The organism is Chitinophaga sp. G7 BAM 1005 (genome assembly GCF_057126945.1).
This window is the reverse complement of the sequence record NZ_CP181478.1, coordinates 6,891,295-6,910,475: the sequence shown is the minus strand read 5'-3', so window position 1 is coordinate 6,910,475 and position 19,181 is coordinate 6,891,295. Positions and strand designations below refer to the sequence as shown.

The 19,181-nt window shown below is 47.6% G+C and carries 16 protein-coding genes; 8 read left to right on the top strand and 8 right to left on the bottom strand.

Annotation, left to right across the window (positions count from 1 at the left end):
• Positions 1 to 36 precede the first annotated feature (36 nt).
• The gene (locus ACMXI2_RS27875) at positions 37 to 1,230 is read right to left on the bottom strand and encodes an MFS transporter (RefSeq protein WP_483779167.1); all 1,194 of its coding nucleotides are present in this window, start codon (positions 1,228 to 1,230) and stop codon (positions 37 to 39) included.
• 177 nt (positions 1,231 to 1,407) lie between these two features.
• Here ACMXI2_RS27875 and ACMXI2_RS27870 point away from each other — a divergent pair, with 177 nt between their 5' ends.
• The 3 genes from ACMXI2_RS27870 to ACMXI2_RS27860 all read left to right on the top strand — a co-directional run bounded on the left by ACMXI2_RS27870 (position 1,408) and on the right by ACMXI2_RS27860 (position 3,298).
• The gene (locus tag ACMXI2_RS27870; RefSeq protein WP_079471436.1) at positions 1,408 to 1,878 is read left to right on the top strand and encodes a Dps family protein; all 471 of its coding nucleotides are present in this window, start codon (positions 1,408 to 1,410) and stop codon (positions 1,876 to 1,878) included.
• A gap of 120 nt (positions 1,879 to 1,998) precedes the next feature.
• Positions 1,999 to 2,751: an NYN domain-containing protein gene (locus tag ACMXI2_RS27865; RefSeq protein WP_483779166.1), complete on the top strand. Its 753-nt coding sequence runs from the start codon at positions 1,999 to 2,001 to the stop codon at positions 2,749 to 2,751.
• Positions 2,752 to 2,755: 4 nt separating this feature from the next.
• Positions 2,756 to 3,298, top strand: a complete 543-nt coding sequence (locus ACMXI2_RS27860; protein WP_483779165.1) for an O-acetyl-ADP-ribose deacetylase — start codon at positions 2,756 to 2,758, stop codon at positions 3,296 to 3,298.
• A 138-nt stretch (positions 3,299 to 3,436) separates the two neighbouring features.
• Here the strand turns inward: ACMXI2_RS27860 and ACMXI2_RS27855 are convergent, their stop codons facing one another.
• From ACMXI2_RS27855 to ACMXI2_RS27840, 4 genes are all read right to left on the bottom strand, one after another.
• The gene (locus ACMXI2_RS27855) at positions 3,437 to 3,580 is read right to left on the bottom strand and encodes a hypothetical protein (RefSeq protein ID WP_483779164.1); all 144 of its coding nucleotides are present in this window, start codon (positions 3,578 to 3,580) and stop codon (positions 3,437 to 3,439) included.
• Positions 3,581 to 3,651: 71 nt separating this feature from the next.
• Positions 3,652 to 5,625 (bottom strand): alpha-ketoacid dehydrogenase subunit alpha/beta, encoded by a 1,974-nt coding sequence (locus tag ACMXI2_RS27850; RefSeq protein WP_483779163.1) that lies wholly within the window; start codon positions 5,623 to 5,625, stop codon positions 3,652 to 3,654.
• 34 nt (positions 5,626 to 5,659) lie between these two features.
• Positions 5,660 to 6,010 (bottom strand): phage holin family protein, encoded by a 351-nt coding sequence (locus ACMXI2_RS27845; protein WP_079471432.1) that lies wholly within the window; start codon positions 6,008 to 6,010, stop codon positions 5,660 to 5,662.
• A 105-nt stretch (positions 6,011 to 6,115) separates the two neighbouring features.
• Positions 6,116 to 7,048: a hydroxypyruvate isomerase family protein gene (locus ACMXI2_RS27840; protein WP_483779162.1), complete on the bottom strand. Its 933-nt coding sequence runs from the start codon at positions 7,046 to 7,048 to the stop codon at positions 6,116 to 6,118.
• Between the two features lie 178 nt (positions 7,049 to 7,226).
• On the opposite strand from ACMXI2_RS27840, the gene ACMXI2_RS27835 reads away from it, so the two are divergent.
• The 3 genes from ACMXI2_RS27835 to ACMXI2_RS27825 all read left to right on the top strand — a co-directional run bounded on the left by ACMXI2_RS27835 (position 7,227) and on the right by ACMXI2_RS27825 (position 10,966).
• Entirely contained in the window at positions 7,227 to 8,195 is a 969-nt protein-coding gene (locus ACMXI2_RS27835; RefSeq protein WP_483779161.1) for a formylglycine-generating enzyme family protein, read from the top strand.
• Between the two features lie 40 nt (positions 8,196 to 8,235).
• Complete coding sequence (locus ACMXI2_RS27830) at positions 8,236 to 9,567, top strand: Gfo/Idh/MocA family protein (RefSeq protein WP_483779160.1); 1,332 nt, start codon at positions 8,236 to 8,238, stop codon at positions 9,565 to 9,567.
• Between the two features lie 106 nt (positions 9,568 to 9,673).
• Positions 9,674 to 10,966 (top strand): D-alanyl-D-alanine carboxypeptidase/D-alanyl-D-alanine-endopeptidase, encoded by a 1,293-nt coding sequence (locus tag ACMXI2_RS27825; protein ID WP_483779159.1) that lies wholly within the window; start codon positions 9,674 to 9,676, stop codon positions 10,964 to 10,966.
• On the opposite strand, the gene ACMXI2_RS27820 is transcribed toward ACMXI2_RS27825, so the two are convergent.
• Complete coding sequence (locus tag ACMXI2_RS27820; RefSeq protein WP_483779158.1) at positions 10,963 to 11,619, bottom strand: hypothetical protein; 657 nt, start codon at positions 11,617 to 11,619, stop codon at positions 10,963 to 10,965. The two genes, ACMXI2_RS27825 and ACMXI2_RS27820, sit on opposite strands and share 4 nt — an antisense overlap.
• A 439-nt stretch (positions 11,620 to 12,058) precedes the next feature.
• Between ACMXI2_RS27820 and ACMXI2_RS27815 the strand changes: the two genes are divergently transcribed.
• Together ACMXI2_RS27815 and ACMXI2_RS27810 are read left to right on the top strand one after the other, a co-directional pair.
• Positions 12,059 to 15,127 carry a SusC/RagA family TonB-linked outer membrane protein gene (locus ACMXI2_RS27815; protein WP_483779157.1) on the top strand — a complete coding sequence of 1,023 codons (3,069 nt, stop codon included), beginning with the start codon at positions 12,059 to 12,061 and terminating at the stop codon, positions 15,125 to 15,127.
• A 10-nt stretch (positions 15,128 to 15,137) separates the two neighbouring features.
• Complete coding sequence (locus tag ACMXI2_RS27810) at positions 15,138 to 16,892, top strand: RagB/SusD family nutrient uptake outer membrane protein (protein ID WP_483779156.1); 1,755 nt, start codon at positions 15,138 to 15,140, stop codon at positions 16,890 to 16,892.
• Positions 16,893 to 16,975: 83 nt separating this feature from the next.
• On the opposite strand, the gene ACMXI2_RS27805 is transcribed toward ACMXI2_RS27810, so the two are convergent.
• Both ACMXI2_RS27805 and ACMXI2_RS27800 read right to left on the bottom strand, forming a co-directional pair.
• Positions 16,976 to 18,430 carry a Gfo/Idh/MocA family protein gene (locus ACMXI2_RS27805; RefSeq protein ID WP_483779155.1) on the bottom strand — a complete coding sequence of 485 codons (1,455 nt, stop codon included), beginning with the start codon at positions 18,428 to 18,430 and terminating at the stop codon, positions 16,976 to 16,978.
• Between the two features lie 48 nt (positions 18,431 to 18,478).
• Complete coding sequence (locus tag ACMXI2_RS27800; RefSeq protein WP_483779154.1) at positions 18,479 to 19,174, bottom strand: gluconate 2-dehydrogenase subunit 3 family protein; 696 nt, start codon at positions 19,172 to 19,174, stop codon at positions 18,479 to 18,481.
• Positions 19,175 to 19,181 lie beyond the last annotated feature (7 nt).

The following is a 19,181-nucleotide window of genomic DNA, read 5'->3' as shown; positions in this document are numbered from 1 at the left end:
GGGGCATCAATGACCCCGGAGGGAGGGCGTAATTTACTACACCTGCTGAGGGGCGGCATCAACTGTCTTCCGGGGTTTATAAATAAAACTGAGATATAAAGTAGCCATTATCGTGATACCGGCAAATACATAGAACGTAACCGGGAAATTGGTGGCGTGATTGTTATAAATGAATGCCGAAAAGTAAGCCCCCAGGCCAATACCGGCTTCCATAGCAATATACATGCTGGCCAGTGCACGCCCACGGTGTTCAGGCCGGCCCAAATCAACCGTCCATGCGGTAACGGCAGGGGAGTTGAGCCCCACAGAAATTCCGTATACCACCGCAGAGGAAAGAAGTAATATACTATTGTGGGCCAGCGCCATCATCAGCATGGAGCCAGCCATCATCAGCGCGGAGATCTTTAAAACAGGTACACGGCCAAACTGATCTGATACCCTGCCCGCCAATAACCGGATACCGATAGAGCTGGCAGTGAAGAAAGTAAAGAAGAGTCCTTTATTGCTTATTCCCAGGTAAGCGCTAAAATCCGGGATGATAGTAAGAATAGCGCCATAGCTGAAATAGGTGAGGAAAGTAATGATCACTGGCGACCATACCAACGGTTCAAAAATCTCACTACCGGAGATCTTTAGCAGGGAAAACCGGAAAGGCTGCTTATTGGTAAGGGTTTCTTTCATTCCAATGAGAATAACCACCGACAACAACGCAAATACTGCGGACAACTGGAACATAATGTTAATATTCCATCGTACCGCCACATATCCACCAATAGCCGGCCCCATAGCCATACCAATGGTACTGAATAGTCCCACCATCCCCATTGCTTCGCCACGCCGCGTAACCGGTACCATATCAGACACGTAGGCAGAAGTACCCGTAGGCTTAAACCCCGTAGAAAACCCGTGAAAGAACCGCAGTAACAGAAATGCACCCACAGAACTGATCAGCGGATATATCAGGCTGCACACCACACATACCAGCGACCCGAAAATCATAACAGGCACACGTCCTATGGTGTCTGTAAGTTTCCCGCTGAATGGCCTCGACAGCCCCGCCATTAAGGTGAACAGACCAATAATATATCCTTTGTAGTCGGCGCCGCCCATCCGGGTAAGATAAGCTGGCAGCTCAGGGATCATCATATTGAAGCTGGCAGAAAAGAGCGCATTACTAAGACAAAGTAGTATAAAATGCAGGGTGTAAATTCTTTCCTTCGACTGATACATGCACACAAAATTAGGAACTATGGTACAATTTTAGCAAAGTAATTGCCATCCCGGCGATCTTATGAACAAAAATCAGCAGTGGTCTGTTTATATTAACCGGTTGTTAAATTATGACAATCATCATAGTCCGCTAACCAGGGAAATATTAAATTTATAATAACCAAAAAACTTGATGATATGAAAGCAAACATTGGTGTTTCAGCAGAAAACACAAAGAAAATAGCACTAGAACTGAATAAAGTATTGGCTGATGAATTACTGATTTATGCTAAAACACGCAATTCTCATTGGAATATCGAAGGAAGTAATTTCATGGAAATGCATAAGTTTTATGAAGCGCAATATGAAGAGCTGCAGGATTTTGGTGATGAGGTAGCAGAATACATCCGTTCACTGGGACACTACGCAGAAGGCCGCTACGCCGATGTATTGAAACTGACCAACCTGCTCGAATCAGAGTATTCCAACGACCAGAAAAAACAACTCAAAGAATTACTGGATGATCATGAAACAATTATCCGCAACCTGCGCAGGCTCATCGATGAATTTGATGAGAAATACAAAGATAAAGGCGCTGCAGATTTTGCCACACAAATGCTGCAAAAGCACATGAAGCTGGCCTGGATGATCCGCGCATACCTGAGCTAAACAAAGCATTTAAAATAACTAACGTGCTGGCGGCAGTAAATAACTGTGGCCGGCACGTTTTTAGTTTTCAGTAATTGGCTACATTTGTTGGTGTTCCCCTTCAACCCAAAAATTAAAATAATGGATAATACCACGAAAGATCTCCGCCTGGCAGTGCTGATAGACGCTGATAACATCCCGTATCACAATATTAAAGGTATGCTGGAAGAGATAGCCAAGTATGGTAATCCTACCTTTAAAAGAATTTACGGCGACTGGACGAAGCCCACGGTAGTAGGATGGAAGGGGGTACTCCTCGATTATGCCATCACTCCCATCCAGCAATACAGTTATACCTCCGGTAAAAATGCCACCGATTCCGCGATGATCATTGACGCGATGGATATACTGTATACCGGCAGGGTGGATGGCTTTTGCCTCGTATCCAGCGACAGCGATTTTACCCGATTGGCTACCCGCCTGCGCGAGGCCGGGATGATTGTATACGGTATGGGGGAACAAAAAACACCCAGTGCCTTCAGGGCAGCCTGCGACAAATTTATTTACCTGGAAATTTTACAGGTCAGGGAAAAGAAAACAGATACCGAAAAAACAACCAAGACCACCAAAGATAAACGGAACAGCATCAGTAAAGCGGATAAGCAACTGGTATCTTTAATATCCACCAGCATCAATGATATTGCAGATGAAGACGGATGGGCCTACCTGGGAGAACTTGGTAACCTGTTGCTAAAGAAACAACCGGATTTTGACTCCCGTAACTTTGGATTCAATAAACTGGTGCAATTGCTGAAAAGTTTTCCGGACTTTGAAATAGATATCAGGGACAGTGGAAAGAAAACCGGGAAGCTGGTGTACGTAAGAACTGTATAATCCTATGGCATATAGAAAGATCAGCGTAATTAAAGGCGACATCACAAAAGTAAAGGCCGATGCCATCGTCAACGCGGCCAACTCTTCACTTTTGGGTGGAGGTGGTGTGGATGGAGCCATTCATCGCGCCGGCGGGCCGGATATACTCAATGATTGCAGGGCCATTGTTGCCCGGCAGGGAGGATGTAAAACCGGCGAAGCAGTAATTACCACTGCCGGTCGTTTACCGGCAAAACATGTTATTCATACGGTAGGCCCGGTTTGGAACAACGGCGCCCGTGAAGAAGATCTCCTGTTGGCCAATTGCTACAGGCACTCACTGGAGCTGGCCACCCGCCATCATTTGAAAAGTATTGCCTTCCCTAATATCAGCACAGGCATCTACCATTTTCCTAAAGACCTTGCCGCAAAAATAGCGATGGATAGCATCGTGGAGTACCTGGAGAAAAATACTGAAATAAAAGAAGTGATCCTGGTATGTTTTGACGAAGAGAATTTACGTTACACGGAGCACTATTATAATCAGTACATACGACCGGAGGAGTAATCTGGCGTTGTTGCTGCGTGGCAGCAGTTTACCATCAGAAGCTGGAAGTTTAAACACACTTTATAGTATGCCAAACATAGAAGGGGCCATCTCATTGAGATGGCCCCTTTTTATAATGCGATGTAAAAACTATTACAATTAGAGTTTTGCATATTTAACCCATGCATAAATGAACATGGCAGCAAAAATGATAATGGCCACAGGTGCCAGAAAACCTCCGATACTATCGCCAACTTTATAAAAATTGGTGGTGTGTACTACTGTTAAAAGATTCATCAACATTGTATAATGATTTTATATTATTCCGGATGCAAATTAAAACTTTCAATGCATATTCCCAATCAAACGGCCGGTTACCAGTTGGTTAATTGCTGAATGTACTTGTCCAGCCTTGATTTGGCGAGAAAATTTTTTTCCAGGGCGCCGGCAAAAGGCACGGGGGTATCCAGGCTGGCACACCGCATCACCGGGGCGTCCAGGAGGGGAAAGCAATGTTCGGCGATCCAGGCGCTGATTTCCGCGCCAAAGCCGCCTGTCAGGGTGGCTTCATGCAGGATCAGCACTTTACCGGTTGCCGCTACTATTTCGCGGATAGCGGCGTAATCGAGTGGCAGCAGGGTACGCAGATCCAGTACAGCGATAGAAAGCGCGGGGTGTTGTTGGGCGTAGTCCAGCGCCCAGTGTACGCCGCTGCCCCAGGTAATGATGCCGATATCTTCTCCGGGCTGTACCAGTGCTGCTTTTCCTATTTCCAGGGTGTAATAATTATCAGGTACCTGTCCGCTGATACTGCGGTAAAGCGCCTTATGTTCGAAATACATGATGGGGTTGGGATCGGCGAAAGCCGCGGTCAGCAAACCTTTGGCATCTGCCGGGTTGGAAGGGTATACCACTTTCAGGCCGGGTACATGGGTAAGCCAGGCTTCATTGGTTTGTGAGTGAAAAGGACCTGCGCCAACGCCGCCACCGGCGGGCATCCTGATCACCACATCGGCCGGTTGGCCCCAGCGGTAATGTATTTTCGCCAGGTTGTTTACAATCTGGTTGAAGCCACAGGTCACAAAATCGGCGAACTGCATTTCCACCATGCTCTTGAATCCCCCGATGGAGAGGCCCAGCGCAGCGCCAATCACCGCGCTTTCACACAGCGGGGTATTCCGCACCCTGTTTGCGCCAAACTGTTCCAGGAAGCCTTCCGTGATTTTAAAAGCGCCGCCATAGGCAGCAATGTCCTGCCCCATCAGGATCAGCTCCGGGTGTTGTTCCATCGCCTGTTTAAGGCCGTCGGACAAGGCATTGATAAAACGCTTTTCTGAAGATGGGCCCGAAGCGGCTACAGGAGGAGGAGCCGGGGCATAAAGGTCATTTAGTTCTGTTTGTGTATTGGCATTAAACGGGGTATCGGTAAGGCCTCTGGCCACTTGTACTTCTATTTCATGTTTCAGCTCTTCCCGGATGGCGGCCATACTTTCTGCAGAAAGTATGTTTGTCTTTACCAGGAAAGATTCATATTGTGTGACGGGATCTTTTTTACCCCACTCCTCAAACAGGGCCGGAGGCACATATTTCACGCCGCTGGCTTCTTCATGGCCGCGCATGCGGAAGGTCATGGCTTCTATGAGTACTGGTTTCTGTTCTTTGATGGCATAAGCTCTTGCGGTTCGTATGGTTTGATACACTTCCAGCAGGTTGTTGCCGTCTATTTGTACGCCTTCCATGCCGTAACCGATGGCTTTATCCACCAGGTTGGCGCAGTGATATTGTTCACTGACAGGGGTACTTAGTCCGTAGCCATTATTTTCTATCAGGAAGATGACCGGCAGGCCCCATACTGCGGCCACATTGAGCGCTTCATGAAATTCTCCTTCGCTGGTACCGCCTTCACCGGTAAAAGTGAGGGATACTTTTTCTTCTTTTTTCAGCTGATGTGCCAGCGCGATGCCATCGGCAATGGAGAGCTGGGGCCCGAGATGGGAGATCATACCACATATATGATGTGGCTTGCTGCCAAAGTGAAAGGAGCGTTCGCGGCCTTTACTGTAGCCGTCTTCGCTTCCCTGCCATTGCTGCAGTAGTTTGTGGAGCGGCATTTCGCGGGTGGTAAACACGCCGAGGTTACGGTGCAGCGGAAGTATCCACTCGTCTGCTTCCAGCGCCAGGGTAGCGCCTACGGCAATAGCCTCCTGCCCGATGCCTGAAAACCATTTACTTATTTTACCCTGTCGAAGTAACAACAGCATTTTTTCTTCTATAAGCCGTGGGTATACCAGTGCTTTATAGAAAGACAGTAATTGCGCATCGCTAAGGTCTGACCGGTCAAAGTGCATGAATTGGCTTTTTAACAGGCAGTAAAGGTAAGGGCTAATCGTTGTTACCGCCGGCAAGGCTGATCATGACGCTGTTGATTACGGTCATGACTATACTGAAAAGCAGGGCCCACCAAAAACCGTCCACTTTAAAACCGGGTACCAGTTTAGCGGCGAGCAGGATAATCAGGGCATTGATAACAAAGAGAAAAAGCCCGAGGGTAACGATAGTTACCGGGAACGTCAGTAAAATGAGCAGGGGTTTAACCAGGGCATTTAACAGCGCTAATACCAGCGCCAGTATCAGCGCGGTAATAAAGCTATCTACTTTTACTGCCGGTTTCAGCAGGTAAGCGGTTAACATGGCAGCTAAAGCACTAACTAGTATACGAAGCAGGAAACCCATTGTACGTCATTTTACTAGTTAAGGTAATGAAAAAAAAAGTGAATGGCAAAGTTTAACTGTTGGTAGCAGATCATCTGCCTGCTGCCAACAGTTAAATATCAGTTGTTATATAAAGCTGTCGGCTTCGCGGTATGCTTTTATCAGTGCGTCTTCGCCTTCTTTTCCTTTTCCGGCTATCCCGTGTTCCATGCCCAGTACACCTTTATATCCTTTGTTGTGGAGATGTTTAAAGATGTTTTTATAATTGATTTCACCGGTGCCTGGCTCCTTACGACCGGGGTTGTCGCCGATCTGGATATAGGCAATTTCATCCCAGCACCAGTCCATTACAGGAATGAGGTTGCCGGTATTGCGCTGCATATGGTAGATATCGTATAAAATTTTGCAGGAAGGACTTTTAACGGCTTTGCATATTTCAAAGCTTTGTTCGGCGGTACGGAGAAACAGGTCGGGGTTATCGCTCAGGGGTTCCAGCACCATGATCAGGCCATGCGGTTCAAAGATTTCCGCGCCGCTGCGTAGTGCATCGATAACGTGTGCCGTTTGTACGCCGATCGGGAGTGTTCGTTCAAAGTAGCCGGGTACAACGGTGGCCCATTTGGCGTTACAACGTTTGGCTGTTTCCAGACTGGCTTTGCAGGTTTTAATAAAGGCATCTTTAAATTCCTGTTTGCCTGTGGCCAGGGAGGGTTTCCAGTTGTTGCCGGTATCTACTACAAACACGCCCATTGTCATGCCCAATTTATTCAGGAGGTCGCCTATTTTGGATTGTTCCTCTGGTGAGCGCCCCAGCATGCCGTTGTCTTCAATAGACCGGAATCCCTGGTCGTGCATATATTTTATCTGGTCCAGGAAGTTGCCGCCATTGGTACTGTTTTTAAACATGCCATCATGAGGACCATAGTTCATGTTAAACGGCTTTCCGGCCACGCTGGCGTTGTTGGCGCCGGCAGCCTGCGCAGCGTTGCTGACGCCTCCCAGTGCCAGTGCTGAAATACCGGCCAGGGCGCCGTTTTGCAGGAATTTTCTTCTTTCCATAACGTTTGATTGATTGTATAATTGACAGGGAGCTAAATTTAATCGCTTTTCTAAGGAAATACTAATATTGATGAAAAATTTTCAATTCATCAGCCCATTTTCGCATTCATAAAAAAATATTGCTTTCCAGATTAGTTTTTTTTAGATTCACCCACTTATATATTTTCAAACACGTTAGATGATTAAACAGTATGTGACCTTAGTGTTGGGCGGATTGTTCAGCCAGGTTGTTGTTGTAGCACAATCCAAACAGGCATTCGAAGCGTATAGCCAGCAAATCCCCGGAACCGATGTCAGTTTCAAAATGGTACCAGTAAAAGGAGGCAGCTTTCAATTAGGAAGCCCCGACAGTGAAAAAGGAAGGAATAAAGATGAAGGTCCGGCAAAGAAGGTGGAAATTTCCGATTTCTGGATGGGCGCCACTGAAGTTACTTTTGACCAATACGATATATATGCCGATGCGGAAAAGGATAAAACCCCCACACCGGATGGAATGACCCGCCCCAGTCCGCCATATATTGACCTAACTTTGGGAATGGGTAAATCCGGTGGATTCCCGGCCAACAGCATGAGCCAGTATGCGGCCCTGATGTATTGCCAGTGGCTGTATATAAAAACAGGCGTTTTTTATCGCCTGCCAACAGCAGCAGAATGGGAATATGCCTGCAGGGCAGGTTCCGCTACAGCGTATCCTTTTGGCGCCGATGCCGGTCAGCTGAAAGAGTATGCCTGGTTCCAGGGCAACAGCGATAATAAATACCATAAGGTGGGACAGCTGAAACCCAATGCCTGGGGATTATACGATATGCTGGGCAATGTGGAAGAATGGACGCTGGACCAATATGATGAAAACGGCGTAGCCAATGCGGCTGCTACTGATCCCTGGACACAGCCTACCGCTAAAACTCCTCGGCTGCTGAAAGGCGGCAGTTTCCAGGATGAAGCCCCGCTGCTCCGCAGCGCCGCACGCCTGAAGTCGGATCCCATCTGGAACCGCCGGGACCCGCAGATCCCTAAAAGCTCCTGGTGGAATGCAGACGCCCCCTTTGTTGGCTTCAGGATAGTAAGACCGGTGAAACAACCAACAGCAGCAGAAGCCACAACATTTTTTGAAGAGATGATCGCAAAATATAAAGGAGCACGCTAGAAAGATTCAACATCCAAAAATCTAAAAATCTTATTCATTTATGGACAACGAAAAGAAATTCCACGGTGAAGGCCGCCGCGAGTTCGTAAAGCAAACTACCTTGCTTGCGGGCGGTTTGCTGGCTATGCCTATTTTATCAAAAGCAAATTATTTCTCAGGATCTACCGGTGTTATCAAAATAGCACTGATAGGCTGCGGTGGCCGTGGTACAGGTGCTGCCACACAGGCGCTCAGCACAAAAGAAAATGTGGAGCTGGTAGCGATGGCTGATGCCTTCCCCGACAGGCTGAGTAACAGCTTCAACGATATTAAAGAAGCACTGGGCGATAAAGCCAGCCGGGTGAACGTTCCGGAAAGCAATAAATTTATTGGCTTCGACGCATACAAACAAGCCATTGCACTGGCAGATGTAGTGATCCTCGCCACCCCTCCGGGTTTCAGACCCATTCATTTTGAAGAAGCGGTTAAACAGGGGAAACACATCTTCATGGAAAAACCGGTAGCAACAGATCCCGCCGGTATTAAAAAGGTATTGGAAGCTGCTGCGGTGGCTAAAACCAAGAAACTGAACGTAGTAGTAGGTTTACAACGCCGCTACCAGAACTCTTACCGCGAGCTATACAAACGCTTCCAGGATGGGATGATCGGCGATATGCTGTCGGCGCAGGTGTGGTGGAACCAGGGCGCGCTGTGGGTAAAACCCCGCAAGCCTGAATATACAGAAATGGAATACCAGATGCGTAACTGGTATTATTTCAACTGGCTCTGCGGCGATCATATCGTAGAACAGCATATCCACAATATTGACGTCGGCAACTGGTTCATGGGCGCTACCCCTGTTACCGCAGGTGGTATGGGCGGCCGTGCTGTGCGTACCGGCAAAGAGTTTGGTGAAATATTTGACCACCACTTTGTGGAATACCGCTATGCCAACGGCGTTGTGATGAACAGCCAGTGCCGCCACTGGAAAGACGCTCCCAGCAAAGTAGACGAGGAAATTGTAGGAACAAAGGGCCGTATCTTCTGTGATAAAGCCCAGATAGTAGATCATAAAGGTAAAGTGTTGTACCAGTTTGATAAGAAGAAAGAAAACAATCCTTACCAGACGGAACACGACGAACTGTTTGCCGCCATTGCCAAAGGCGAATACAAATTTGCAGATGCGGAAAGAGGCGCACAGGCTAGCCTTTCTGCGATCATAGGCCGTTTGGCTACTTATTCCGGTCAGGTGATCGACTGGAATGTAGCGCTGAACTCTGGTCTGGATCTGCATCCTAAGTCATATTCATTTGATGCGCAGCCGCCGGTAATGCCGGACGCATCTGGTAATTATGCTTACGCAAAACCAGGGATTACCAAATACTTTACCTGATAAAAGTTACCAGGCATAAAAAACGTAGCAGGGATTTATGGGAAGATCATTTATTGGTCTTCTCATAAATCCCTGTTTCATAATGCACAATTCGTAATTTCCATCTATGAAAAAATTACTGGTAGTAATTATATCCATATTAACCGGGGGAAGTGTAACCGCCCAGGTAGCGGCGATAAAGAAATGGGCAGCAGCAGAACTGCTCCATAAAATACCAATGGAGCAGGCGCATGTGGGCATCTGTATTTATGAACCGGCTACCGGGAAATACTGGTATCAATACCAGGACAATAAGTTTTTTACGCCCGCATCCAATATCAAGATCTTCTCGTTGTACGCAGGATTGAAGTTGCTGGGGGATTCTCTTCCGGCGGCGCGGTATTATGAAAATGATACGGCCCTCTTTGTAAAAGGAATGGGCGACCCGGCTTTTCTTCACCCGGACTATAACTACCAACCCCTGCTGCAGCTGTTGCAGCAAACCGCTAAAAAGATCTACCTGGTGCCAGGTGTGAATGCCAATCAACGCTTCGGGCCGGGCTGGGGCTGGGGCGACTATGCCGACGACTATCAGCCGGAGCTGAACGAATGGCCCATGTATGGCAATGTAGTACGTATCTATCACCAGGGGAACAATAACAGTATCGCGCCAGCCTTCTATGACCTGGATATTATGGAAGATGATACCCTGAGCGAAACTATCACGTCGAGGGACGAACGAAATAATTTATTCTACCTGAAATACAATCCGAAAGATCAGGCATTGAAAAAAGCGGAAGTGCCTTTCATCACCGGATCTGTGCAGGAGCTGCGGCAACGGCTGGAAGACACTTTGCATAAACGTATAGGGCTGGCCGTTATACCGCCGGCGGGAAACTACAGGGTGCTGAAAAGCATCCCGGCAGATTCGTTGTTTATCCCGATGATGGAGCGCAGCGATAACTTCTTTGCAGAACAAACACTGATGATGGCTTCTTCCGCTTTATGGGATACCATCAGCAGCGCCCGCACCATTAAGTACCTGCTCGCCGGCGACCTCAAAAGCCTGCCGCATCCGCCGCAGTGGGAGGATGGTTCCGGTCTTTCCCGGTATAACCTGTTTACGCCCCGCGACTTTGTAACCGTGCTCACCCTGATGCGGGAACAGTTTCCGCAGGAACGTCTCTGGCAGATTTTTCCCGCCGGTGGCAGGGGCACATTAAAGAACTACTATCAGCAACAGAAGATACACGCCAAAACGGGTACGCTGAATGGCGTGGTAGCGTTAAGCGGTTACCTGGAAACAAAGAAAAAGAGAACACTGGTATTCAGTGTACTGGTGAATAATCATCATGAATCGGCTACCAGTGTAAGAAGAGCGGTAGAGCGGTTGCTTTCGATGGTGAGTGCGGCCTACTAAGGCTTTATAGTATAAGAAACGATGGTGGTGGTGTCTTGCAGCTGATCAGCTTCTATCAGTCCTACTCCTTTGCCGTAATAGCTGGTGGAGATGGTGCCCACAGAAACCGGGTTGCCAAAAACAATGGCATAGGCATCCATTTTTACTGCGATTACGGAGGCGTAGTTTTTGCCGTTCACCGTTTTGGTGATATCTTTTTCTGTAATGGTAAATTCCAGGATGCCGGAGGTGGTTACACCGCCGTTGTTCACGGTAATGGTATCTTTCCAGCTGGTGCCGGCAGGTACATTATCTTTCAGGTAGGTAAGCTCCAGGCTATCTGCGCTGTAACCCTGGAAAGTAAGGATGCTGGCCACCTGCGTATAGATGCCGTCTTTACAGTTGGAGCAGGTAAATACGCTGTCGTTCCCCACTTTTTTATACACAACGCCGTTGATGGTAGTATCTTCTGAAACAGTGAGGGTATAGGTAATCGTGTCTTTAGCGCTATTTACGTTAATGTAGGAAAAGGAGGAGCCGTTCGTGTATGGAGCATATTCGCAGTTACTGTTGGAGGGTTGTGTACCTTCTCCTTCATCGCTCATTTCCTTACTGCAGGAAAACAGCAATGTTACCATTGAAAGGATAGCTATGAGAAAGTAACGTTTTGTCATAAAACCATATGGTTGATGTTACTATAACGTTCAAATAACGCTTAAGGGTATAAAATTATGCAAAAAAAAACCACCAGCGGATAAGCTGGTGGTTTTTTAATAATATAATAATCAGGATTTGCCGGCTGATCCTGAACCGAAAACGCAGCGGGCTGGCCGGATACCTACTTTTTGAACCTGCAACGGTAAAATGCTGCCGGAACCGGGCACAGAACTTTTTACACAAGAAAAGTTAGCGGCTCAGATACTTATACTAGTAGAAATTACATTTCCTCTTTTTTTAAGGAAGAATTTTTAAAATAATTGTATTTGCGACATTTATTTTTAGAAAATAATTAAACCTTTCATGTTTATCTTACATAGACATGAATACCCGTTTTGTCGTTATGAAAAGCTAGTTAAGAGACAAATTTCATCATCTTCCAAAATCACTTGTAGCATGAACCCACGTTATGCAAAGGCTATGCTATTGCTATGCCTTTTTGCAACCACCAGCAGCGCCATTACTGCGCGCGCGCCATTACCCAGTGTATGGCAACAAGGAAATCTCACAGTTAAGGGAAAGGTAAAAGACATCAACGGTAACCCGCTGCCCGGGGTTACGGTGTTGGTGAAAGACACTAAAAAAGGAGCCACCTCCGATGAAAAAGGCAACTATGTACTAACCGATGTTAAAAAAGATGCGATACTCGTATTCCAATACATCGGCTTTGATGCACAGGAACTGAAAGTAGAAGGAAAGGCGGCCCAGAATGTTGTATTAAAAGAAAACCAGAAAACACTGGACGAGTACGTAGTAGTTGGTTATGGTACACAGAAAAAAGTTACCAAAACCGGCGCCGTATCTTCTGTAAAAGGCGCCGAGTTACAGCAGTCGCCAAACGTTAATATCTCTAATTCGCTTGTTGGACGTATTCCCGGCATTATTGCCGTTAACAACAGTGGAGAGCCCGGTTACGATGGCTCCCGTATTTTTATCCGTGGCCGCAGTACTTTAGGCAATAGTAACCCACTCGTTGTAATTGATGGTTTCCCGCGCGATGGTTTTGAGCGCATGAACCCCAACGACATCGAAAGTGTTTCCATTCTGAAAGACGCTGCCGCTGCCATTTATGGTTCCCGTGCAGCCAACGGCGTTATCCTCGTTACCACCAAACGTGGCAAGGGAGGTAAACCTACACTGAGTTACGGCTTTAACCAATCTTTTGTAACACCCACCAGGCTGCCGGAAATGGCTGATGCGCCTACGTATGCTAAAGTGGTGAACGAAATTTTAAAGTACGGAGGAGACGCTCCGAAGTATACAGATGAACAGATCAAGAAATTTGGAGATGGCTCCGATCCGTGGCTGTACCCCAATACCAACTGGTATGATGCCGCGATTAAAAAATACTCGTTGCAGAACAGGCACGACCTGTCGCTCAGCGGAGGTACAGAAAAAATGTCTTACTTCGTTTCCCTGGGTTCGTTATTCCAGGATGGTATTTATAAAAGCAGTGCCACCAATTACAAACAACAGAACGTAAGAGCCAACCTGGATGCAGTAGTAAGCGATTACATCCGCCTGCGTTTCGACCTGGCAGGGCGCCTGGAAAACAGGAACTTTCCTCCACGCAGTGCCGGCTCTATTTTCAGATCCCTCATGCGCGGCCGCCCTACAGAAAACGCTATCTGGCCAAACGGCTTGCCCGGGCCTGATATTGAATACGGCGATAACCCCGTTGTTACAGGAACAAATGCAATCGGTTACACCAACGATAAGAACTATGTGATCAACACCAACATGTCTGCCGTTGTAAATATTCCGGGAGTAGAAGGATTGTTTGTAGATGGTAGTTTTGCGTACGATCAGAATTTCGACTTCTACAAATCCTACATCAAACCCTGGACGCTATACACGCTGGCAGATGCCAATGATCCTACGCATAAGCTGAATGCGGGTTCCAGGGGAGTAAGCGCACCGGAGTTAACGGAACAGTTCAGTACAACACGGCAAATCACCGTCAACTTCAAAGTGAACTATGTACGTTCTTTCGGAAAGCATAATCTCAGCAGCTTCATCGCCTTTGAACAGGCCACGCTGAAAAATGACGGCTTCTCTGCTAACCGCAGGTACTTCATCAGTGATAAGCTGGACCAGTTGAATTTGGGCGGCGATAAAGAAAAGAACAATGCCGGCAGCGGTTTTGAATATGCCCGCCGTAATTACTTCGGACGTATTTCCTATAACTACAAGGAAACCTACCTGTTTGATTACAACATGCGTTACGACGGCTCCCAGAATTTCCCGGAAGGCCGCCGCATGGGACTGTTCCCCGGCGCTTCAGCTGGTTGGATATTGTCTAACGAAGCCTTCTGGAAAAAGAGCATCCGTACGCTCGACTACTTTAAACTGCGCGCATCCTGGGGCCAAATGGGTAACGACCAGATTGATCCGTTCCAATACCTGAGCACCTATGGCTTCAGCGCCGGCGGTGTGATGCTGGGCGGCGATCTGAATAAAGGACTTTACCAGCTGCGGTCACCCAACGAGTCCATCACCTGGGAAGTAGCCAATAACTATGATGTTGGTATCGAAGCAAAAATACTGGGAGATAAACTGGCCTTTGAAGGAGATTACTTCCTGACTAAAAGATCCAACATCCTCGCCAGCCGCAGCCAGTCGATGCCCGGTTATACCGGTATGACCCTGCCACAGGAAAATATCGCCAAAGTGGAAAACAAAGGATTTGAACTGGTATTGAGCCACAAAAACGACATCAAAAAATTCCATTATGAAATTATAGGAACCGTTACTCACGCAGAAAATAAAGTATTGTTCTTCGATGAAACGCCGAATCTTCCGGCATATCAGCAGGCTACCGGCAAACAGATAGGCGCGCCGCTGTATTACCAGGCCATTGGCATTTACAAAACCCAGGATGAAGTAGACAAAAGCGCACACGTAGGCGGGGCAAGAGCCGGCGATGTTATTTTCCTGGATAAAAACGGCGACGGCGCCATTGATGATCTGGACCGTGTTCGTATGGACCGTACTGAAAATCCTACCTGGATCTTCGGGTTAACCATGACCGCCAAGTTCAAAAACTTCGACTTCACCATGCTGTGGCAGGGCGCTACCGGCGCAAGCCAGTACCTGCGTACAGAATCCGGGTTGATCGGTAATTTCCCGATGGCATATGTAAAAGACCGCTGGACAGAAGACAATATCAACGGATCATGGCCAAGGGCGTACGACCGTGACCGTGAGTACTGGGTAAACCGTCAGAATACTTTCTGGTATTGGAATACCAACTATGTCCGTTTAAAAACCCTGGATCTTGGTTACAATATACCTACCGCCCTTTGCAAACGGGTTGGACTGCAAAACCTCCGGGTATATGTAAGTGGTCAGAACCTGGTCACCATCGACAAAGTGAAGATTTTTGACCCCGAAGCGCCAAGTGGCAGCGGACAATTCTATCCGCAAACCAAGATTTACAATGTGGGATTAAACGTAACCTTTTAATTAATGTGCCATGAAGAAAACAACAATCATCAGATATATAGCGGGAGCGTTTTTACTATGCGCGGTTTCCGCAGGTTGTAATAAAGACTTCCTCGAAAAGAAGCCGTTAACCGAATATGAAGAAAACGACGTGTGGAAAGATGTGGGCCTGGTACAGGCATTTGTAAACGACCTGTATGTACAGATGCGCCCCGGCTTCCTGGAAGTAATGCTTTCCTCCATGACAGACGAAAGCCGGTTTATCCACGACTACAATACCTCCAGGGTGGTACAGGGGAATGCCTCCGCCGACGATGTAGGCGCCATCAATGATTTTGCCAGATGGGATCTTCACTACAAGGCTATCCGTAACTGTAATATGTTCCTGGAAAAGATTGCAGAAGTGCCCTTTACTGATGAAGCGGTTCGTACCCGCATGACCGGCGAAGTGCATTTTATGCGGGCCTGGTACTATCACCTGTTGGTGAAATACTATGGCGGTGTTCCGTTGATCACCAAAACCTTCAGTATTAAGGGAGATGAACAGGAGATCCTGAGTGTGAAGAGAGCCACTTTCGACGAATGCGTTAAGTTCATTGCAGCAGAATGCGACCTGGCCACACAACAACTCCCGGCTGCTTATGAAGCCGTTGGAAGCAAAGGAAGGGTGACCAAAGGAGCCGCTATGGCCCTGAAGTCCAGGATCCTGCTTTTTGCCGCCAGCGATCTGTTCAATGATGCAAAAGTACCGAACGACTTAATGGGATATAAATCCGGCGCACAGAAAGACCGCTACAAACTGGCGATGGATGCGGCTAAAGCGGTGATGGATCTTAACGCTTATAGTCTTTACCAGCCTACTGCCAACCCGGTAGAAAATTATACCCGTGTGTTCCTCGATAAAGATAACCCGGAACTGATCTTTATCAAGCAATATGACAAAGCATTACTGGGTACTTCGCACGACCTGTACAACGGTCCTAACGGGTATCATAACTGGGGCGGAAATGTGCCTATCGAAAACTTTGTAACGGGCTATCAAATGAAGGACGGTACTGCTTTTTCCTGGAGTAATGTTGCCCAGGCAAAGGCGCCGTACGAAAACCGTGATCCCCGCTTTTACGCCACCATCCTGTATGATGGCGCTAAATGGAAACCACGTCCTTCCGATGCGGCCAAAACTGACCCGGTGGGAGTGATACAAACAGGAAAATATGAAGCCGCCAATGGCAGGGATAGCGTTTGGGGACTTGATACCCGTAACAGTACTATCGAAAACTGGAATGGTACGTACTCCGGGTACTACCTGCGTAAGTTTATGGACAAAAACCTGGATGCTCAATTCTTCCGTGGCGACCAGTCCTGGATCTTCATCCGTTATGCAGAAATTTTGCTGAACTATGCAGAAGCAGCCATCGGGTTTGGCGATGAGGCGAATGGCCGTATTATATTGAACAAGGTACGTGAGCGTGCCGGGATGCCTGCTACTACTGCATCCGGCGCTGCTTTATGGGCCGTGTTGAAATATGAAAGACGATACGAGCTGGCTTATGAAGAACAACGTTTCTTTGATGCCCGCAGGTGGAGAGATGCTGAAACGGCTTTCAATGAAAATGCCAAAGGTATTGAAGTGTTAGGGTCCATGATTGCCGGGCATCCGTTTGTATACCATGTATACAGTATCCAGGACCGTAAATTTAATAAAGCGAAGAATTACTTATTGCCCATTCCTGCCAATGAAATCAGGAAGAACAGTAACCTGAAACAACAGGAGGATTATAAATAGCAGTATTCATGCACTAGCTTTTCATAAAAAGAAAATGCCGCGAGATCATCGCGGCATTTTCTTTTTATAACAGGTATAATCATTTATACACCCAGTGACCAGCCATCGCGGTAAGTGCGTTTCACAAACTGGTTGGCTTCGTCGAAGTTGGTAATCTTCATATTGTTACCATCCCACAGCAGCTTGATATAACGGCCCGGATAATCAAAGCCTTTACCATTTGCTTTCGCCTTACGGATATCAAAGCTACGGATAGCCAGGTTCGCCATCAGGATGGTTTCAGTGAGCGGACCGGCAATATCGAACGGAGAGCTGAGCGCTTTCTGTTGTTTGCTGCCGTAACCGGCAATAGCCGCGTTCACCCATTGTACGTAGTGACCTTCCGGTACGCGTGCAATAGTTTGCGGAACATTAGCTTCCGTAGTGCGGGAAGTAGGCAGCAACTTAGGATACATACCGTAAGTACCGCACATCATTTTGCCTTTATCACCGATAAACAGGGCGCCATTACCACCGTCGCCCATTGTTTCGTTAGGGCCCAGTTCTTCCGGACGTTCCGGTTGAATGCCGCCGTCCATCCAGTGAAGGGTTACTTCTTTACCATTCTTTCCAGGGAACTTCATAATTACGTGGGAAGAAGGAGGGCAGCTTTCCGGGAAATATCCGCGGGTGAATTCTCCTACGTATACGCTGCCAACGCTGCACTCTACAGAAGTAGGGTAGCCCAGGCCCAATACACGGAAAGGAGGTTCAATGATATGACAGCCCATGTCGCCGATAGCGCCGGTACCGTAATCCCACCAGCCGCGCCAGTTGAATGGTACCAGGTTACCTACGTAATCTTTTTTAGGAGCGGTACCTAACCACAGGTCCCAGTTCAGTTCTGCGGGTACTTCCTCGCGGGTGGTTGGCCAGGGAACGCCCTGTGGCCATACCGGACGATCTGTCCAGCAGTAGATGGTGTGTACATCTCCAACAAGGCCGGCATTGTACCATTCCATCAGCTGACGAACGCCATCACCGGAAGAGCCCTGGTTACCCATCTGGCTTACCACCTTGTATTTGTTGGCGCCCTGCGTAAGCATACGTGCTTCGTAGATGTCGTGGGTTAATGGTTTCTGCACATATACATCCTTCTTCAGCTGCATAGCGCCCATTGTTGCTACGGCGTGTGTGTGATCCGGAGTGGATACGGAAACGGCGTCGAAGTTTTTGTGTTCCTTGTCAAACATTTCCCGGAAATCAGTATAGAACTTCGCCTTAGGGAATTTCTTCACGGCTTCGGCTGCACGACGTTTGTCTACATCACACAGGAAAGTAATATCAGCCGGACCTTTAGCAAATTCAGATATATCGCTGAAGCCTTTTCCGCCTACACCGATACCTGCTACCCGCAGGCGATCACTTGGCGCTACAAAGCCCCTGCCTAATACATGACGTGGAACTATCATGAAACCGGCGGCGGCGAGCGCACCGTTTCTCAGGAATGATCTGCGGGAAACACCGTTTTCTCCCTCATTCTTTTTTTCTGGAATCATTGATGTGAAGTTTTCTGGATTTAAATTATGAAATAGCAAGTTAGGTCGTTATTCCCAGGTCATCAGCTTGCCCCTGTCTTCGATTTTCAGGCAGGTAGCCAATGTTTTTTCATCATAGGCATAGCCGTACTGCTTTAATACATCTGCAGGTACGCCATCCCATTCGTTGGGCGTATTGCCGATGTAGTTCAGGTCCTTGATGCCCATTTTACTGGTGAAAAATCCTGTGGCAGTGAGATTACGCATCCTGTTGAAGAAGGCCACGCCCTGGCTGTTTTCCGGAGATGCTTTTCCCGGGTAGGCTATCTGATCTACCACGGCGATACGTTGTTCTGCACTGCTTTCTGCAAAAGATTTATTATACCGTTTGGCGCATTGCATATCCAGCCAGCGTAATCCGCCCCGCATAGGCAACTGGTGTTCCGGTATGTCTTTTACAATGAATTCTATAAACTCCGGCACTTTTGCATCGGAGGCGCTGCCGGAATGTTCATCTGCCGGGATAATGATATCCGCCAGGATGGTGATGGTTTTCATTTCAGCGTCTGTGAAAAATTTCTCCTCCATCAGCTTTTTATCCCGCGACACTTCATCCGGAGTACGGCCATAACCGGCTGTTTTCACATTGGGATGATCATTTTTATCAGCCGTTGTTTTTTTATCTTCACAACCAGTGGCAGATAAAATGGTACCAACTGATAACGTTCCCAGTGCAAGCGCTTTGAGTGATTCTCTTCTATCCATGAAAAAA

What these genes read in the sequence shown, in the direction of transcription:
- ACMXI2_RS27815 (WP_483779157.1), top strand. Translation starts at nt 12,059, where the DNA reads ATGAACCCACGTTATGCAAAGGCTATGCTATTGCTATGCCTTTTTGCA.
- ACMXI2_RS27845 (WP_079471432.1), bottom strand. Translation starts at nt 6,010, where the DNA reads ATGGGTTTCCTGCTTCGTATACTAGTTAGTGCTTTAGCTGCCATGTTA.
- ACMXI2_RS27855 (WP_483779164.1), bottom strand. Translation starts at nt 3,580, where the DNA reads ATGTTGATGAATCTTTTAACAGTAGTACACACCACCAATTTTTATAAA.
- ACMXI2_RS27850 (WP_483779163.1), bottom strand. Translation starts at nt 5,625, where the DNA reads ATGCACTTTGACCGGTCAGACCTTAGCGATGCGCAATTACTGTCTTTC.
- ACMXI2_RS27830 (WP_483779160.1), top strand. Translation starts at nt 8,236, where the DNA reads ATGGACAACGAAAAGAAATTCCACGGTGAAGGCCGCCGCGAGTTCGTA.
- ACMXI2_RS27820 (WP_483779158.1), bottom strand. Translation starts at nt 11,619, where the DNA reads ATGACAAAACGTTACTTTCTCATAGCTATCCTTTCAATGGTAACATTG.
- ACMXI2_RS27810 (WP_483779156.1), top strand. Translation starts at nt 15,138, where the DNA reads ATGAAGAAAACAACAATCATCAGATATATAGCGGGAGCGTTTTTACTA.
- ACMXI2_RS27800 (WP_483779154.1), bottom strand. Translation starts at nt 19,174, where the DNA reads ATGGATAGAAGAGAATCACTCAAAGCGCTTGCACTGGGAACGTTATCA.
- ACMXI2_RS27805 (WP_483779155.1), bottom strand. Translation starts at nt 18,430, where the DNA reads ATGATTCCAGAAAAAAAGAATGAGGGAGAAAACGGTGTTTCCCGCAGA.
- ACMXI2_RS27870 (WP_079471436.1), top strand. Translation starts at nt 1,408, where the DNA reads ATGAAAGCAAACATTGGTGTTTCAGCAGAAAACACAAAGAAAATAGCA.
- ACMXI2_RS27865 (WP_483779166.1), top strand. Translation starts at nt 1,999, where the DNA reads ATGGATAATACCACGAAAGATCTCCGCCTGGCAGTGCTGATAGACGCT.
- ACMXI2_RS27840 (WP_483779162.1), bottom strand. Translation starts at nt 7,048, where the DNA reads ATGGAAAGAAGAAAATTCCTGCAAAACGGCGCCCTGGCCGGTATTTCA.
- ACMXI2_RS27825 (WP_483779159.1), top strand. Translation starts at nt 9,674, where the DNA reads ATGAAAAAATTACTGGTAGTAATTATATCCATATTAACCGGGGGAAGT.
- ACMXI2_RS27875 (WP_483779167.1), bottom strand. Translation starts at nt 1,230, where the DNA reads ATGTATCAGTCGAAGGAAAGAATTTACACCCTGCATTTTATACTACTT.
- ACMXI2_RS27860 (WP_483779165.1), top strand. Translation starts at nt 2,756, where the DNA reads ATGGCATATAGAAAGATCAGCGTAATTAAAGGCGACATCACAAAAGTA.
- ACMXI2_RS27835 (WP_483779161.1), top strand. Translation starts at nt 7,227, where the DNA reads ATGATTAAACAGTATGTGACCTTAGTGTTGGGCGGATTGTTCAGCCAG.